Below are 16,125 nucleotides of genomic sequence, written 5' to 3' on the forward strand. Positions count from 1 at the left end.
GAGCATCACATTCAGAATATCGACGACGGATTTCGTGCGGAACACGCGGGAGTTGGTCCGCTTGTCCATCAGCGACAACGCATCGCTGATGGACAACTGATAAACAGTCAGTTCGCCGTCCGACGATCCGATCTGCACATCCTTGATAATCGCGTTGACGGTATGCACCTGGCCACGGTCCGTGACGAGCCGCACCGAAACAGGCAAACCCAGGAGCAATTGAGGCGCAAGGTCATGGCGGGCCGATACGCAGGTCAGATGCCCGTCGATACCCGTCATCAGCCCTTCGTGAATACGGGCGTGCTGTAGTGCCAGCAGATGACCGACTGCGCGCTGCGCCTTGCCGAAATTCAGAGCGACCGGTCGATTGTTCCAGTCGACCGCCCCCAACGCGAAGCTGCGTAGTGTTTCGCTGATCGCCACCGCTGTTCTCTCAGTGTTGTTGACTGAATTGAACATGAACGAACCGCCTATGCATTGACCGGGCCGCCATGTTTTCTCATGTGAGGATAACAAAACCGTCGACAAAAACTGAAAATCGGCACCTCATGCAATAAATTTGACAATATTTAACGGATATTAGGTTCCGATTTGCCTACCGTGGTGTCGGGGAGCGCCTCGACATCGGAGCTTCCCGATTTGGCTTCGCATAAATCGGCCCTTGGCATCTCGATCTGCCGTCTCCTCGACGGCAGGTTCCCTTTTCTCGGCACCCGAATCAAGATGCTCCACCCGGTTGCGTCTCCCCGTTCAAATGGAAAGCGATCGGTTCCTTCCGCCCTGTACGATCGCCAGATCGTCGACCCTCTCGACGCTTCGACTATTTCGCAGGTGGCGTTGGGAAGAACAACCGTGGCAATCGCGCGAAGGCTTCCAGCCGCCTCGGCGTCGGCCCATCGATACGCTCTCCAGCATCCGTCGCTCGCATTCGGCACACCGTATCCATTCCCAGCCCCCTTTAAACTTCTCGGGTAACGGATGAAGTCACGATCTTGCGATTGATGAGACATCCTTGTTCAAAGAACGAACCGGTCTATCGGTGGCTTTCACAACGGGGGGAGCGTAGTCGCGAACCTGTGCCCACCGAGCACGAATGGTCAATTTCCGGGAACGCGCTGAGTCCTTGACTACTCATCCGGTGGTGCTGTCTAAGGAATGTCTGTTGCACGCTAAAAAAGCAACAGCCGGAACCCGATCCTTTCCCGCGTACGGCGAACCAAAGTTCGCGGCTTCTCGCCAGTTGACGTGCTTTCCCGAACGCCCCAACGGCGTGCTTTCTGGCCGGCGGCCCACTGCCTCGCGACGACCGCCCCACGCCGGTCACCCGCCAAAGCGCCGGCGATACTCCGCCGGCGTCACGCCGACGTGCCTGACGAACGCGCGGCGCAGCGTATCCGCATTCGCGAAGCCGCACTTCGCGGCAACCTGCTTCGGGGCGCCGCCGCCGCGCTCCAGCAACTCCCGCGCAGCCGTCACGCGCGCGAGCTCCACCCACGCCGCCGGCGTGACGCCCAACTCGGCGCGGAACAGCCGCGCGAAATGGCGCGCGCTGAGTCCGGCACGCTCGGCCAGCGCTTCGACGGAGTGCGGCAACCCCGGGTGCGCAACCACCCAGCGCTGCACTTCCTGCAGCACCGAACGGCCCGCCGGCCGGGCCTCGCCTTTCCGGCTGAACTGCAACTGGCCGCCCGGCCGCTTGAAGAACATCACCAGGTGCGCGGCCACCCGCATCGCGATCTCGCGCCCGAGATCCGCCTCGACCAGCGCCAGCGCCAAATCGAGTCCCGCCGTGACGCCGGCCGCCGTATGCAGCTTGCCGTCGCGCACGTGCAGCGCGTCCGCCTCGACCGTCACGCCCGGATAGCGCGCCGCCAGCGCCTCGGCCGACGCCCAGTGCGTGGTCGCCCGGCGGCCGTCCAACAGCCCTGTCGCGGCCAGCACGAAGGCCCCCGTGCACACCGAGCCGTAACGCCGCGACCGGCGCGCCGTTGCGCGAATCCAGTCGAGCACCGCGAGCGGCAACGCAAGCCGCTCGGCATGCGGCGCGCCGGCGATCAGCAGCGTGTCGAAACGTTCGTCCGATTCGCCCGCCACCCGGTCCGGCATGAGCCGCGCACCCGACGAACTGCAGATCGGCCCCCGTTCGCAAGCAATGACGCTCAGCGCGTAAGCGGCCCGCCCCGCCTCGAGGTTCGCCTGCGCGAACACGTCGAGCGGCCCGGAAACGTCGAGCAGCTGGACCCCGGGCAATGCCAGGATCGCGATGGATCGGGCCATGTTTCACCTCGCCGGATGGATGTCGGAGATTTGCGCGAAATGGCAGTATATGACGTATCACGTCTATTGAGGACAGACCCGGGCGGCATGAGAATGAAGACCTGCTTCTTCGGAGACTGGATCATGAGCCTGGATATCGACGGCGTGAGGATTCCCGACAGCCGACTCGCCCGCGAGATCACCGATCTCGTCCGGGATACCGCTTCACCCCTGCTGTTCCATCATTCGAGCCGGGTGTTCTACTTCGGCGCGCTGGCCGGCAAGCGGCGCGGCCTGACGTTCGACCCCGAACTGCTGTACTGCGGCTGCATGTTTCACGACATGGGGCTCACGCACCGGCACAGCAGCGCATGCGAGCGCTTCGAGGTCGACGGCGCGAACGCGGCGCGCGCCTTCCTGCAGCGCCACGGTATCGACCAGCAGGACATCGACACGGTATGGACCGCGATCGCGCTGCATACGACGCCCGGCATCCCGCAGCACATGCATCCGGTCGTCGCGCTCGTCACGGCGGGCGTCGAGATGGATGTGCTGGGGCTGACCTATTCCGAGTACGGCGACGCCGAACGCAATGCGATCGTAGACGCGCATCCGCGCGGCGACCGTTTCAAGGAGGACATCCTCCAGGCGTTCTACGACGGGATCAAGCACAAGCCCGACACGACGTTCGGCAACGTGAAGGCCGACGTCATCGCGGATCGCGATCCGGCGTTCGCGCCCGGCAACTTCTGCCGCGTGATTCGCGGCTCGGCCTGGACAAGCTGAACCCGCAGAGGCGTCGCCCGGCGCACCCCGTTCAGTCCCATTGCGGCGCGAGGCCGTCCGGGCTGACCGCGCGGCCGTTGCGTTCGAGCGCCGCGATCTGCGCCATGTCCTCGTCGGACAGGCGCAATTGCTGCGCGAGCAGGTTGCTCGCCAGGTTGTCGCGCCGGGTCGACGACGGAATCACCGAATAGCCGAGCTGCAACGCCCACGCGAGCGCGACCTGCGCCGGCGTCGCCGCGTGCCGCGCCGCGATCGCGCCGATGACCGGATCGCCGAGCACCTTCCCGTACGCGAGCGTCATATACGACGTGACGTGGATGTCCTCCGCCCGCAGGAATTCGACCAGCTTGCGATTCTGCAGGTACGGGCTCAGTTCGATCTGGTTGGTCGCGATCGCCTCCTTGCCGACGGCCGCGATCGCCTGTTTCGTCAGCGCGATGTTGAAATTCGAAATGCCGATCTGCCGCGTCAGCCCACGTGCGTGGGCGTCCGCGAGCGCGGCCATGAATTCCTCGAGCGGCACGCCTTGGCCCGGCGCCGGCCAGTGGATCAGGGTCAGGTCGACGTGATCGGTACGCAGGTGCTCCAGGCTACGCTCCAGACTCGGCACCAGCCGGTCGCGCGCGAAGTGATCGACCCAGATCTTGGTCGTCAGGAACAGGTCGCCGCGCGCGATGCCGGAGGCCGCCACGGCCTGCCCCACTTCGGCTTCGTTGCCGTAGATCTGCGCGGTATCGATACTGCGATAGCCGAGTTCAAGGCCGTTGCGAACCGAATCGACGACCACTTGCCCTTTCAGGCGGAACGTACCGAGTCCGAACGCGGGGATGCGAAGTGTCATGTCGTGTGCTCCAGAAAAAGTTGTCAACGCGGGCCGCTGCGTGTCGACCGCCCGCCGCGGCCCGCGCGATGGCGGGAAGGGGGCGACGGGCATCCGGCGACGGGCATCCGGCGAACTACGCGATGTCCGTCCGACGCACCCCGCCTCCGCGCTCAGCAGGCCGCTTCGACGGTCCGCCGGCGGCGCGCAACCTGCACCAGCGCGAGCGCGAGCCCCGCGGCGGCGATCAGTGCGCCCATCAGCGGCACGGCCGCATAGCCGAACCCGTTCGCGATCACCCACGCGCCCGCCGCCGCGCCGAGCGCGTTGCCGAGATTGAACGCGCCGACATTCACCGACGACGCGAGGCCGGGCGCCTCGACGGCGGCCCGCATCACGCGCATCTGCAGCGGCGGCACCACCGCGAACGTCGCCACGCCCCAGACGAGCAGGCCCGCCGCCGCGCCCGCCGGCGTCGCGGCCAGCGCAGGGAAAGCCAGCATCACGGCGATCAGCAGCGCCAGGAACGCGATCAGGCTGCCGTCGAGCGAGCGGTCGGCGAAGCGTCCGCCCGCGATGTTGCCGATCGAGAAGCCGATCCCGATCAGGACCAGCATCGCCGTCACGAAGCCCGGCGACGCGCCCGTCAGTTGCGTGAGGGTCGGCGCGATATAGGTGTAGAGCGTGAACATCGCGCCCGCGCCCAGCACCGTGGTCGCGAGTGCCGCCAGCACGACCGGGCGCGTCAGCACCGCCAGCTCGGCGCGCAGGTTCGGCGCCCGGCCGGCCTCGCCCTTCGGCAGCGCGAGCCACAGGCTGGCCATCGCGAGCACGCCGAGCCCGGCGGTCGCGACGAACGACATCCGCCAGCCGATCGTCTGGCCGAGCCAGGTGGCGGCCGGCACGCCGCCGACGTTGGCGATCGTGAGCCCCATGAACATCGTCGCCACCGCGCTCGCCTGCTTGTGCTTCGGCACCACGCTCGCGGCGACCACCGAACCCAGCCCGAAGAACGCGCCGTGATTCAGGCTCGTGACGAGGCGTGCCAGCAGCAGCGTCGTGTAGTCCGGCGCGATCGCGGACAGCAGGTTGCCGAGCGTGAAGATGCTCATCAGCACGATCAGTGCGGAACGCCGCGACCAGCGCGACAGCGCGAGCGTCATCAGCGGCGCGCCGACCATCACGCCGATCGCGTAGGCGCTGATCAGCATGCCGGCGGTCGGAATCGACACGTGAACGCCGCCGGCGATCACCGGCAGCAGCCCCATCGGAGAAAACTCCGTCATGCCGATGCCGAACGCGCCGACCGCCAGCGCGAGCAGCGGCAGCGAGGAAGAGCCGGCCGCCGGTGCGCACGGATGAACGGAGTCAGTCATGGTGGGTATCCGGTTGCGCGCGGCGGCCCGGAATCGGCCGGCCCGTCGCGCTCGTTGCGTGTATCGCCGCGCGGCGGCGTCCGGCAGGTCCGGGCGCATCGACGGCTTGACGCAGTGTGCGCGCTTTACTTTTGCACAAAAAGTAGTATAAAAAGGAAATACTTTTGAATTCAAATCAAATATGAAAGTCACCCTCGACGAACTGCATACCTTTGCCGTGGTGGTCGATTCCGGTTCGATCACGGCCGCGGCCGAACAGCTCGGCCAGACCATTTCGGCCACCAGCCGGGCACTCGGGCGGCTGGAGGCGAAGCTGAACACCACGCTGCTCCGGCGCACGACGCGCCGCCTCGAACTGACCGACGAAGGCCACGCATTCCTGCAGAACGCGCGCGCGATCATCGAATCGGTCGAGACCGCGGAGGAGCAGATGGCCGCGCGCCGCGAACGGCCGTCCGGACGCCTGCGCATCGATGCCGCGACGCCGTACATGCTGCACGTGATCGTGCCGCTCGTGGCCGGCTATCGCGAACGGTTCCCGCAGGTCGAGCTGGAACTCAACAGCAACGAGGGCATCATCGATCTGCTCGAACGGCGCACGGACGTCGCGATCCGCATCGGACGCCTGAAGGATTCGACGCTGCACAGCCGGCCGATCGGCGCCAGCCGGTTGCGGCTGCTGGCAAGCCCGAGCTATATCGAGGCGCACGGCCAGCCGCGCAAGGTCGAGGATCTGGCGCGGCACACGCTGCTCGGCTTCAACCAGCCGGAATCGCTGAACGTGTGGCCGCTGCTCGGGCCGGACAACGAGCCGTACCGGATCACCCCGACCCTCGCGGCGTCGAGCGGCGAGACGCTGCGGCAGCTCGCGCTGCAGGGCACGGGCATCGCGTGCATGGCGGATTTCATGACGCGCGAGGATCGCGACGCGGGCCGGCTCGTGCCGCTGTTCGTCCGCCAGACCCAGGACAGCCGCCAGCCGATCAACGCCGTCTACTACCGCAATACCGCGATTTCGTCGCGCATCGCGTCGTTCGTCGACTATCTCGCGAAAGCGGTCGATGCGCTGGCGCTGCACCGGTGATCGATACCTGGCGTTTCGCGACAGGGATGCGACCTTGAGCGAAGCGTAGTCTTCACGGGCGCCGCCCCGCAGGCGGCCGGCTTGGCGGGAGCATGGGCGGACGCTCGCCGACGGCGGCGATGCGCGCGGATCGGTCTTCGCGGGATCGCTCCCGGTCAGGCCGGAGGGTGGGCAATGCCGGTGCGCCCCCCGGCACCGTGTCCCGAAAGCGGCCCCATGAAATCGCTCGCGGAATCGAACGCCCGCTCCCGCGCCGCGCCGGGTCCCGGTGTGGTCCGCTCAAGCGGACCGCATGACGCGCACACCGGCCCCGTCGCATACTTTGTAGAATCCGCAGGTGCATCGCGCCGATTGTCGATCGACGCGGCGAGACGCCCTTCTCAGACACCGGTTTCCAAACGGACCCACTCCCCGGGAGCGACACCATGAAGCCACTCGTCGAGCGCATCGATCACCTCGTGCTGACGGTCAGCGACATCGAAGCCGCCGCGCAGTTCTATGCACAGAACCTCGGCCTCGAGCGCGAGTTCTTCCGGGGGCCGGAGGGGCAGCCGCGCCATGCGCTGTGCTTCGGCGATCAGAAGATCAATCTCCAGGATCCCAGCACCGACACGCCCACCAAGGCGCGCGCGCCGACCTTCGGATCGGGCGATTTCTGCCTGATCGCCGCCGTCCCGCTGGACGAGGTGGTAGCGCACCTGAACGCACGAGGCGTCGAGATCGAGACGGGCCCCGTTGCGCGCCGCGGCGCGCGCGGACCGATGCGCTCGATCTACTTTCGCGACCCGGACGGCAATCTCGTCGAGGTGGCGGAGTACGACTGACGGACGCGAACGTGTCGCGGCGCGCGTCGACGCCCCTTTCTAGACTACTTTCCCTACAAGCGTGTATTAAACGCAGGTCGCGGGCTAGGATCCGCGAATACGGCGCGATCCCCGCCCCTGTTCCCGTCATTCGCGGGCGGGCAAGCGAATCCGGCGCCCTTGCCTGACGCCGGGCACCTGCCGCCCTCACCCGCCCGATCACGGCGGCCTATCCCTTCATGGAGCGACTGGATGCACGCCCCTTCCACTGCCGCGACCGATACCGCCGCCCTCAGCATGCCGAAGAAAATCGGGCTGTTCGTCGTGTTCGTCTGGTTCTTCTCCGGAGGCATCGGCCACTTCGTCATGACCCCGTTCTTCGTGAGCATCGTGCCGCCCTCTATTCCTCATCCGTATGCGGCGGTCTACATCAGCGCGGTGTTCGAACTGCTGGGGGCGATCGGCATCCTGCTCAGACCGACCCGCCAGCTCGCCGGGTACGGGCTGGCGCTCCTCACCCTGTGCGTCACGCCGGCCAACGTCTACATGTGGCAGCACCCGGCGCTGTTTCCGACCTTTGCGCCGAGCCTGCTTCTGCTGCGGCTGGTCGTTCAGGTTCTGCTGCTGTGGTGCATCCTCTGGAGCACGCGCCCGACGCAAGAGCGTGCTTGAGTACGTCGATGAGAAGGCGGAAAACACGCACATGCGAGCTTTCCGCCTGAGGTCCGTTCCGTTGAAACGGTAGCGCGCGAAAGCGCATCGGCGGAAGAGATCGCGGCGCATCGCGCGAGACGGCATGCATTCGGATGCCGGGATGACATCCGGGCTCGCGCGGGAAATCCACGCGGCCCGGATTCTCCGAACCGGCGAGCGCGACGCCTCGCGCATCGGCCGCTTCGAATGGCCACGCGCGTGCCGATGCGTGTCGCGCACGGCCACCGCCCGTCTATTCGCTCCCATGCACCCGGGCGCGCGCGCCGTCCGATCGCTTCGGAAACAGGATGCCCTCGTCGACCCGGCTCCCCGGTCCGACACCCTCGCCCCACGGCACCGCCCAGCCGGGGGCGCCGGAAACGCCGAGCAGCGTCTGCAACGCGTGCATCTTGCCCGGCATGATCGGAAACAGCAGATTGGACACGCTGTAAAGCGCCTCGATCAGCGTGTAAAGGACCGTGTCCAGCCGGCCAGCCGAGCCGGGGTCCTTCGCCAGAACCCACGGTGCGCTGCTCGCGACATAACCGTTGAGCAGCGTCACGAATTCCATCACCTGCTCCGCCGCCCGGCCGATCTTCATCTCGTCGACGAGCGCGAGGACGACGGCAGGCAGCGCCGCCGATCGCGCGACGATTGCCCTCTCGCTCTCGCCATGCGCTTGCGGCGCGGGTACGCGCCCACCGCGATACTTCACCACCATCGACAACGTGCGCGAAGCGAGGTTGCCGAGATCGTCGGCCAGATCGCGATTCAGGCGCTGCTCGATGACGGCATCGCTGATGATCCCGTCGAAGCCGAAACTCACCTCCCGGATGAGGGTATAGCGCAACGCGTCGATGCCGTACGTATCGGCCGCCGTCAGCGGATCGACGCCGTTGCCGAGCGACTTGCTCATCTTCCGCCCGTCGGCGCCCAGCAGATGCCCGGAAACGTGGAGACGCCGGTATGGCGCGATGCCCAGCGCACGGGTCATGCTCAGCCAGAACAGCGTATGCGTGCGCAGGATGTCCTTGCCGATGATATGGCGCACCGACGGCCAGAACGCCGGGAAAGCCGGCTCGTCCGGATACCCCAGCGGCGAGACATAGCTCAGCAGCGCATCGAACCAGACGTAGGTCACATGCCCGGGATCCCACGGGATCGGAATGCCCCACGCGAGCCGATCCGCCGGCCGTGAGATGCTCAGGTCGCCGATCGGCGCCTCGAGCAGCTTCAGTATTTCGTTGCGGTACTGCGCGGGCTGTATCAGGTCCGGCGTGTCCAGCAGCAACCGGCGGATCCAGTCGCGATGCGCTTCCATCCGGAAAAAATAATTGGGCTCCCGGCGCGGCACCGGCGGCTCCTTGTCCTCCGGCAGCTTGCCGTCCACGAGTTCCTTTTCCGTGACGAAGCGCTCCTGGCCGACCGAGTAGAGCCCTTCGTAATCGGCCAGATAGATCTCCCCGGCATCGAACAACCGCGTCAGGCATTCCGCGACGACGCGCGCGTGTTCGGGCGCGGTTGTGCGAACGAAGCGATCCGGCTCGACGGACAGACGCCGCCAGGTGTCCTGAAACGCCTGCGCGTGCCGCTCGGCAAACGCCCGGGGATCCTCGCCGGCCTGCATCGCGGCCTTGGCGATCTTCTCGCCGTGCTCGTCCGCGCCCGTCAGCAGCAGCACGCGATGGCCCGCCGCCCGCAGGTATCGGGCCATCACGTCGGCATGGATGCTGGCGTACGCATGGCCCAGATGCGGACGGTCGTTCACGTAGTAAATGGGGGTGGTGATGTATCGATGCGTCATTGCGGCTCCGGAAAAGAAAAAGGGACGCCCGCGGCGTCCCTTTCTAGAAGCAAAAAAGCCCTCAGCGCCCGGGGGAAGATCCTTCCAGGAACAGGCACATCGAATGAACGGGCGCGTTGGCGGCTTGAATTTTCATCGGCTTGCAGGTGGCGGCGAATCGGTGGAGTCGGCTGAAGTGCCTTGAATCCTGCCAGCATCTCCGGCACGTGTCCAGCGCGGGGACAGAACGGCTGCCGGGGCTCCGCTGCCGGGCCGCCCCGCGCCTGGTCCGTCGGGCAAGACCGCGCAGGCGGCGCACGGCGCGCGCCGCAATGTCGATTTCAGCCGTTCCGATTCGTCGTAGCATCAGAGCCGCCGAGCATTCCGGCATCGACCACGGTGTCGCGCGGCTTCAACCTTTCGTTCCAGGAGCATGACGATGCGCGTAATGGTGATGGTGAAAGCGACAAGCCAGTCGGAAGCCGGCGAGATGCCCGGCGCGGAATTGCTCGCCGCCATGGGCAAATTCAACGAAGCGCTCGCCAAGGCAGGCGTGCTGCTCGCGGGAGAAGGCTTGCGCCCGAGCGCCGCAGGCAAGCGGGTGCGATTCTCGGGCAGCGGGCGGACCGTGACCGACGGGCCGTTCGCGGAAGTCAAGGAACTCGTCGCCGGGTTCTGGCTGTGGCAGGTCGCGTCGATGGAAGAGGCCGTCGAATGGGTCAAACGCTGCCCCAACCCGATGGAGAGCGACTCCGATATCGAAATTCGGCCCCTGTACGAGGTCGCCGATTTCGGCGCCGCACTCACGCCCGAACTGCAGGCTCAGGAAGCGCGCCTGCGCGCCGAAGCCGAACGCGCGGCGAACCGGCCGCGCTGACGTCGACGGCAAGCACGGGGCATCGGCGCGGGGCGTCCCGTTCGAGCCGTCGCGCCTGCGGGCGCGGGCTCGACCCGGGCGCCCCGTTTCGCGCCCTCCGCCCGGGGCCCGGCGCGACGCTCGTGCCGCCCCCGCTCGGGCGCCGCGGGCGGGTCGCGCACGCGGCGATCCGGTCGCGAGGACATTTCACGCCGCGACGATCTCGACACGGCGACGGGCGCGCCAGGCAGCAACCGTTGACTCGGCCCCTGGGGCCGCCCTCATGCTGGTTCCCGTGTATCAACGATCAAGAGGTGAGCGATGACGATTCCCGCCCCCGGCCTGAACGCGTCAGAAGCGGCAAAACGGCTCGGCGTGTCGATCAAGGCCCTGAGGCTGTACGAGCAGCACGGGCTGGTCGTGCCGGGCCGAACCGCCGCGGGATACCGGGCGTACGGCCCCGGCCACATGGTTCGCGCGGCCGAGGTCGCGGCGCTGGCGGCCCACGAAGCGGTGCTGGACGACGCGATTCGCGGGACCGTCGGGAAACTGGACAAGGTGCGAAGCCTCCGTGCCGATCTCGCCCGAGGCCGGATGCCCGCCGGCGGAGAACTGGCGGACCTGCTCGAGCGCACGTCCGGAAACGGTGTCGCGTTCGCGCTGCCCTGGCCCTGGGGCGGAGAGTGGTTCGCGTTGCATGACATCCGCCCGCTGAACTTCATCATCGGCTCGCTGGGCAGCGGCAAGACGCGGCTGGCCCTGCGGCTGGCCGAGGCATTGCCCGGTGCGGCCTTCCTGGGCCTGGAACGGCTGGAAGGCGGCGGCGCGGCGGCGAAAGCGCGGCTGCGATCCGATGCGACGCTGCGATCGCGCGTCGACCGGGCGTTGCAACGGCTCGTCGACGTTGGCGCGAGCGCATCCGATGCGCTGATCGCCCTGCTCGCGGGGCTGGAAGCGGAAGGCCCGGCGGGCCTCGTCGTGGACATGATCGAGCAGAATCTCGACCGGCCCACCCAGCAGGCGCTGATCGCCTCGCTTCGCCGGTGCGCGACGGCCGGAGATCGCCCCGTCTTCCTGATGACGCGCTCGTCGGCCATCCTCGACCTGAGGGCAGTCGGCCCCGATGAGGCCATCATCCTGTGTCCGGCCAATCACAGTCCGCCCATGCGCGTCGCCCCTTATCCAGGCACGCCGGGTTACGAGGCGGTCGCGACGTGCCTGGCATCGCCCGAGGTGCGGGCGCGCATCGCCCGCCGCCCCGAGCCGGCATGATCGCCGGCGCGAACCGAACACCGGCTGCGCCGCGAGCGGTCGGTCGCACAACGCACGCGGCCGCGGCAACCCTCCCCGGTCATGACATCGCCGTGGAAACCCACGATGCGATCGATCGCCGACGGCCGAATACCGATCGTGCGACCGTGCCCGCACCGTCGCCGTCCGCGGCCCATGAACAGGAACCACGCCATGTCCGCCTTCCCCGCCGACGACGATCTGCGTACCGTCGAGCAGGCCGAGCATACGCTCGCCGCCGCCCATCTGAACCTCGATCGCGGGCTCGACGTGATCGACCGGCTGCGCCACCCCGACTACGTCATCGTTCAGCCCGGCGGCGCCGTCGAAACGAAAGCCGACACGCTCGCGTCCTACCGGGGCGGCACGCGTCACTGGAACCGTGCGGCCGTCGATCAGCTCGAGGTTCGTTCATATGGCCATACCATCGTCGCGATCGGCCGCTGGCGCGCTTCGGGACGCAACGGCGCGGAGCGATTCGATTATCAGGCGCGCTTCCTGTCGATCTGGGCCAGACACGAAGGCCGATGGCAAAACATCGCGTATCAGTCGACCGAAATCGTAACGTGAGGGAGACGTCGAGAGAGGCGTTCAGCGCTCCGCTGTTCGCCGGGATGCCGCCGTCTTTCGCCAACCCGGGTTCACCTCGAGCCCGCGAGATGGCGAACCGGACGCGCTTTGCCGTCGAACCACTGTTTCAGCGAGACGTCGTCCCATGCCTGCGCCAGATTCTCCGCCTGGCTCAGGTGTTCGGCACCCTCCGCGTGGCGCGACAGGCCGTACAGCGCCTGGGCGGATTCGAGCAGCAGGAACGCGCGGTCGACGTCCTCGCTGCCGCTGGACTCGATCAGTTGCCGACCGCGTTCAGCCGCGTCGAGGGCCTTCGCGTGGTCTCCCACGCGATTGAACACGAGCGCACAGAGATAATCGGCCCGCTCCCGGTTGACCCAGGTTCCCGCCCGCTGCCAGCGCTTGCGCGCGACGGCGGCGCCCTCGACCATCGCACCCCGGACCTCCGCCAGACCGACGATCTCGTCGTCCTGTTCGATCAGCGCGGATACGACGTTGTTGAGACTGGCGCCGGCCAGCGCATCGGCCGCGCTCGCGTCGTCCCATCGTTCGATGCTGTCGATCACCGTCCGCAAACCGGCCGCAACGGCCGGCGCACTCGCTCGCGTCAGCATGAAGCTCAAGGCTGCCGCCCGCACGGCGACCGCCGCTTGCTCGGCCCGCATACCCTGCTGCGCCATGCGGCGCTCCCACGCCAGCCCCGCGAGAAGATCGCCCGCGAGATGCGCGCAGACCGCCGCGTTGAGCAAGACCGGCATCGCCGGCGATGCGTGGCCGGAAGTTGCCTTGGCGATCAGTTCGCAAGCCTCCGGCCAGCGATTGCACCGCTCGCCGATCACGTGAGCGACCAGCCACGAGAAACGGCCGAGTTGATCGGCCGGCAACGCCTTTTCCGCCAACGTCCGAAGCTCATCGGCGGCTGCGTCCGGTTCGTCGTCGTGGGTCCGTATGAGCCGGCCGAGGTCGTCCGCAATCGTCATGGCTGGGGTTCCTGTCTGCGTGGGGCGAACGGATCGTGGTGAAACGCTAGGTACTCGCCACCAGCAATTCCTCCGCATTGCTGGGCGGCCGCAGGCCGTCGGCCCTGTGCGCGAAATACCGCCGGGTGAGATCCTCCGCCGAAACGTGCCGCGCAGCGCCGAAGCCCGCTTCGCGCGCGAGCGCCAGGATCTCCGGCGGCGTGAAGAAGCTGAGAAAAGGCGTGCCGCTGGCTCTTGCGCCCTTCTCCGCCATCTCGAGCCCGGGGCGCACCTCGGGATCCGCCAGTTCCAGCGGAAGCAGAAACGTCATCGCGAGCGTCGACCCCGGCGCCAGCGTTGCGACCTCGCGCAGCTTGGCCGCGTTCGCCTCTCTCGTCAGGTACATGCTGACGCCCGTCGACACCACGATCGCCGGCGTGCCGCCGTCGAAGCCCGCCTTCGCGAGCGCATCCCGCCAGCCCTCGCCCGCCTCGAAATCGACCGGCACGAAGCGCAGCCAGTCCGGCACGCCGTAACCCAGCTCGATCAGGCGCCGGCGCTTCCATGCCTGGGTGCCCGGCTGGTCGACCTCGAACACCTTGAGCCGGGAGGCAATCTCCGGCCGCCGCTGCGCGAAGCTGTCCAGGCCCGCGCCGAGGATCACGTATTGCGCCAGTCCGCGGCCGGCCTGCTCGGCGACGAGATCCTCGATGAAGCGGGCGCGCGCCACGATCGATGCGCGAAAGGGCCGCGTGAACTGCGGATCCATGTCCCCGCGGCTGCGCCAGTCCGGACCCGGGGCCAACAGCTTGAGACCGACGTCGTCTTCCAGCACATGCGGCGGCGCATCCGCCTCGACGTGCAGCGCGCGCCACAGGGCCACGCGCGCCGCCGTGCTGTCCGGTGCCGCGTCTTGCTTGTCGCTCATGGGTGTCTCCGGTTCGCGCGTCTTTGCCCCAGGCCGCTCGCAGGCACGGCACCCCGCCGGCAAAAAAACGATGTGTCCAGTTCGTGACGATGGACGAAGCGCGCTTCGCACGGAATCGGCATGCGCGCGCGGTGAGCAGCAAGAATACACCGGCTCGAATGCGTCGACACATGGGATGTCGGATCGGGTAGAGACACATTCAGGCGGCCTTCGCGCAGGGGGGGCCGGAGATCTCGATCGGTCGGCGCGCGGTGACCGCCGCCCCTTCAGCCGCGCTGCCGCTACCGGGCATCGGCCTGCCGGAGGGATCCGACACGTGAGCCCATCGTCCCGAATCGCTTCGATACGGACCGACGTCCGCGAATCCCTCGGCACAGCAAACGGACTCGCGGACGCCGCGCCCTCGGCGGCGCCCGTTCAGGCGAACGCACTCGAGGACATCCGCTCAGGCACCGTCCCCGGCCTGCGGAAACGGTTGGCCGACATCGATGCGGTTTCCGTCGGGATCCGCCATCACGAAGCATCCGAGACCGAAGTCCGCGTCCCGGACCGACTTGATGATGCGAACGCCGCTCGCCATGCTGCGTTGGTGCAGCGCGGCGGCATCGTCGACCATCAGCTGAGCGACGTGATGGGTCGATGCGCGGTGGCGTTTGTCGTACGACAGATGCACTTCGGCTTCATCTTTTCTCAGAATGACGAAGCCGACGGGATTGCCGTTCTCGACGACCTTGCGGAATCCCGGCACCCCGCAATAAAACCCGAGGCTCCGGTCGAGATCCTGAACGGCGATGCACGGCGCGATTCTTCCGAACGCGACGCGACGCGGTGCAGACAACGTGGTTTCCATCTTGACGCTGCAACGATTGAGCCAGAGGCAAGCTGCAAGGCGATGCTTGACAGGATGCACGGTCTCGTCAGGCGGCGCGGTGTCCGCGTGGTCGATGCGCGCGCCGTGGGCGCGCCGTGCCGCGGAGATTATCAGATGCGGGGATCCGCGTGAACGCCCCGTCGCGGCCGCGTTGCACCGGACAGCTCCGGCACCGCGCCCTCGGGATCGACGCGAGGCGAACAGCCTCGTGCCGCGGGCGTCCGTTCAACGCAGCACCGGATATCCCAGCGCCGCGGCTTCGTCGGCGAAGCGTCCGATAGCCGCGTAGTCGTCCGGCGCAAGCGTCTCGAAGCCGAGCAGCCGAAGCGTGCGGGCCCGTCCGGAATCGGCGGCGAGCGCGACATCGAGCGCGTGGCGCAGCGCGGCGGCCGAGGTATCGCCGAGCGCACCCGACGCGATCAGCGGCAATCCCGGCGCGCGCGCCGTTGCCCCGATCACTCGGATGTCGCGCAGCAGATCCGGCAGCCCGTCGCGCACATAGGCGAGCGTCACGCAATCGACCGCCGCGCAATCCGCCTGCCCCGCCGCCAGCGCGCTCAGCACGTTCAAATGCGAGCCGAACGCCGTCGCCGACGCGAAGAAGCGGCCGTTGAGCGCATGCGGGGCGACGGCGTGCCGGAATGCATTCATGCCGCTGTGCGAATCGTCGCCGTTGTATCCGGCGCGCAGGCCGCGGCACGCGGCGAGCGTCGTCGCACCCGCCGCGTGCGCGCGCGCCGATACGACGATCGTGCTGGAATACGCCGCTCCTTCGCAGCCCTGCACATCGAACACCGGGGTCGCGATCAGCCGTGCGACGTCGCCGATCCCCAGCATCCGGTACGGATAGCCGCAGGTTTGCGACAGCAGCAGGTCGCCGCGACGCCATAGCGGCAGCAGGTCGCCGAACGGCTCGTCGAGCACCGTGACGTCGCCGGGACCGCCCGCGCGCGCGAACGAATCCAGCACGTCGGCCAGCAGCGCGCGCCACAGCGCGGCGTGCCGCGGCGTCACGTTGTACATCGGCAGTCCGGCCACCCAGCCGCTCAT

16 protein-coding genes are annotated in these 16,125 nt (G+C 67.7%); 7 read left to right on the forward strand and 9 right to left on the reverse strand.

What is annotated here, in order from left to right:
• Together RZR99_RS23200 and RZR99_RS23205 are read right to left on the reverse strand one after the other, a co-directional pair.
• A partial coding sequence (locus RZR99_RS23200; protein ID WP_323122119.1) for a contractile injection system protein, VgrG/Pvc8 family occupies positions 1 to 459 on the reverse strand: 459 nt, incomplete at its 3' end.
• An 861-nt stretch (positions 460 to 1,320) separates the two neighbouring features.
• A complete protein-coding gene (locus RZR99_RS23205) occupies positions 1,321 to 2,277 on the reverse strand; it encodes a GlxA family transcriptional regulator (protein WP_323122120.1) in 957 nt (318 codons plus the stop codon).
• A 123-nt stretch (positions 2,278 to 2,400) separates the two neighbouring features.
• On the opposite strand from RZR99_RS23205, the gene RZR99_RS23210 reads away from it, so the two are divergent.
• The gene (locus RZR99_RS23210) at positions 2,401 to 3,042 is read left to right on the forward strand and encodes an HD domain-containing protein (RefSeq protein ID WP_323122121.1); all 642 of its coding nucleotides are present in this window, start codon (positions 2,401 to 2,403) and stop codon (positions 3,040 to 3,042) included.
• Positions 3,043 to 3,073: 31 nt separating this feature from the next.
• Here RZR99_RS23210 and dkgB read toward each other — a convergent pair whose 3' ends face one another.
• Positions 3,074 to 3,883 (reverse strand): 2,5-didehydrogluconate reductase DkgB, encoded by an 810-nt coding sequence (dkgB, locus tag RZR99_RS23215; protein WP_323122122.1) that lies wholly within the window; start codon positions 3,881 to 3,883, stop codon positions 3,074 to 3,076.
• Positions 3,884 to 4,035: 152 nt separating this feature from the next.
• On the reverse strand, positions 4,036 to 5,238 hold the full coding sequence (locus tag RZR99_RS23220) for an MFS transporter (protein ID WP_323122123.1): 1,203 nt from the start codon (positions 5,236 to 5,238) through the stop codon (positions 4,036 to 4,038).
• Positions 5,239 to 5,419: 181 nt separating this feature from the next.
• Here RZR99_RS23220 and RZR99_RS23225 point away from each other — a divergent pair, with 181 nt between their 5' ends.
• The 3 genes from RZR99_RS23225 (at position 5,420) to RZR99_RS23235 (ending at position 7,797) form a co-directional block, all read left to right on the forward strand.
• Positions 5,420 to 6,322, forward strand: coding sequence for a LysR family transcriptional regulator (locus RZR99_RS23225; RefSeq protein ID WP_323122124.1), 903 nt, complete (start codon positions 5,420 to 5,422; stop codon positions 6,320 to 6,322).
• Between the two features lie 425 nt (positions 6,323 to 6,747).
• Complete coding sequence (locus RZR99_RS23230; protein ID WP_323122125.1) at positions 6,748 to 7,146, forward strand: VOC family protein; 399 nt, start codon at positions 6,748 to 6,750, stop codon at positions 7,144 to 7,146.
• Between the two features lie 231 nt (positions 7,147 to 7,377).
• A complete protein-coding gene (locus RZR99_RS23235) occupies positions 7,378 to 7,797 on the forward strand; it encodes a DoxX family protein (protein ID WP_323122126.1) in 420 nt (139 codons plus the stop codon).
• A gap of 274 nt (positions 7,798 to 8,071) precedes the next feature.
• Here the strand turns inward: RZR99_RS23235 and metG are convergent, their stop codons facing one another.
• Positions 8,072 to 9,622, reverse strand: a complete 1,551-nt coding sequence (gene metG, locus RZR99_RS23240) for a methionine--tRNA ligase (protein ID WP_323122127.1) — start codon at positions 9,620 to 9,622, stop codon at positions 8,072 to 8,074.
• Between the two features lie 418 nt (positions 9,623 to 10,040).
• Between metG and RZR99_RS23245 the strand changes: the two genes are divergently transcribed.
• The 3 genes from RZR99_RS23245 to RZR99_RS23255 all read left to right on the forward strand — a co-directional run bounded on the left by RZR99_RS23245 (position 10,041) and on the right by RZR99_RS23255 (position 12,317).
• Positions 10,041 to 10,478: a YciI family protein gene (locus RZR99_RS23245; protein WP_323122236.1), complete on the forward strand. Its 438-nt coding sequence runs from the start codon at positions 10,041 to 10,043 to the stop codon at positions 10,476 to 10,478.
• A gap of 300 nt (positions 10,479 to 10,778) precedes the next feature.
• Positions 10,779 to 11,729, forward strand: coding sequence for a MerR family transcriptional regulator (locus tag RZR99_RS23250; RefSeq protein WP_323122128.1), 951 nt, complete (start codon positions 10,779 to 10,781; stop codon positions 11,727 to 11,729).
• A 192-nt stretch (positions 11,730 to 11,921) separates the two neighbouring features.
• Positions 11,922 to 12,317: a nuclear transport factor 2 family protein gene (locus RZR99_RS23255; protein WP_323122129.1), complete on the forward strand. Its 396-nt coding sequence runs from the start codon at positions 11,922 to 11,924 to the stop codon at positions 12,315 to 12,317.
• 71 nt (positions 12,318 to 12,388) lie between these two features.
• On the opposite strand, the gene RZR99_RS23260 is transcribed toward RZR99_RS23255, so the two are convergent.
• The 4 genes from RZR99_RS23260 to RZR99_RS23275 all read right to left on the reverse strand — a co-directional run bounded on the left by RZR99_RS23260 (position 12,389) and on the right by RZR99_RS23275 (position 16,125).
• Positions 12,389 to 13,297 carry a hypothetical protein gene (locus RZR99_RS23260; RefSeq protein ID WP_323122130.1) on the reverse strand — a complete coding sequence of 303 codons (909 nt, stop codon included), beginning with the start codon at positions 13,295 to 13,297 and terminating at the stop codon, positions 12,389 to 12,391.
• A 46-nt stretch (positions 13,298 to 13,343) separates the two neighbouring features.
• Positions 13,344 to 14,204 (reverse strand): class I SAM-dependent methyltransferase, encoded by an 861-nt coding sequence (locus RZR99_RS23265; RefSeq protein ID WP_323122131.1) that lies wholly within the window; start codon positions 14,202 to 14,204, stop codon positions 13,344 to 13,346.
• Between the two features lie 445 nt (positions 14,205 to 14,649).
• Entirely contained in the window at positions 14,650 to 15,114 is a 465-nt protein-coding gene (locus RZR99_RS23270; RefSeq protein WP_323122132.1) for a VOC family protein, read from the reverse strand.
• Positions 15,115 to 15,300: 186 nt separating this feature from the next.
• The gene (locus RZR99_RS23275) at positions 15,301 to 16,125 is read right to left on the reverse strand and encodes a phosphate/phosphite/phosphonate ABC transporter substrate-binding protein (RefSeq protein WP_323122133.1); all 825 of its coding nucleotides are present in this window, start codon (positions 16,123 to 16,125) and stop codon (positions 15,301 to 15,303) included.

The organism is Burkholderia alba, assembly GCF_034721475.1.
Taxonomy (GTDB): Bacteria; Pseudomonadota; Gammaproteobacteria; order Burkholderiales; family Burkholderiaceae; genus Burkholderia; species Burkholderia alba.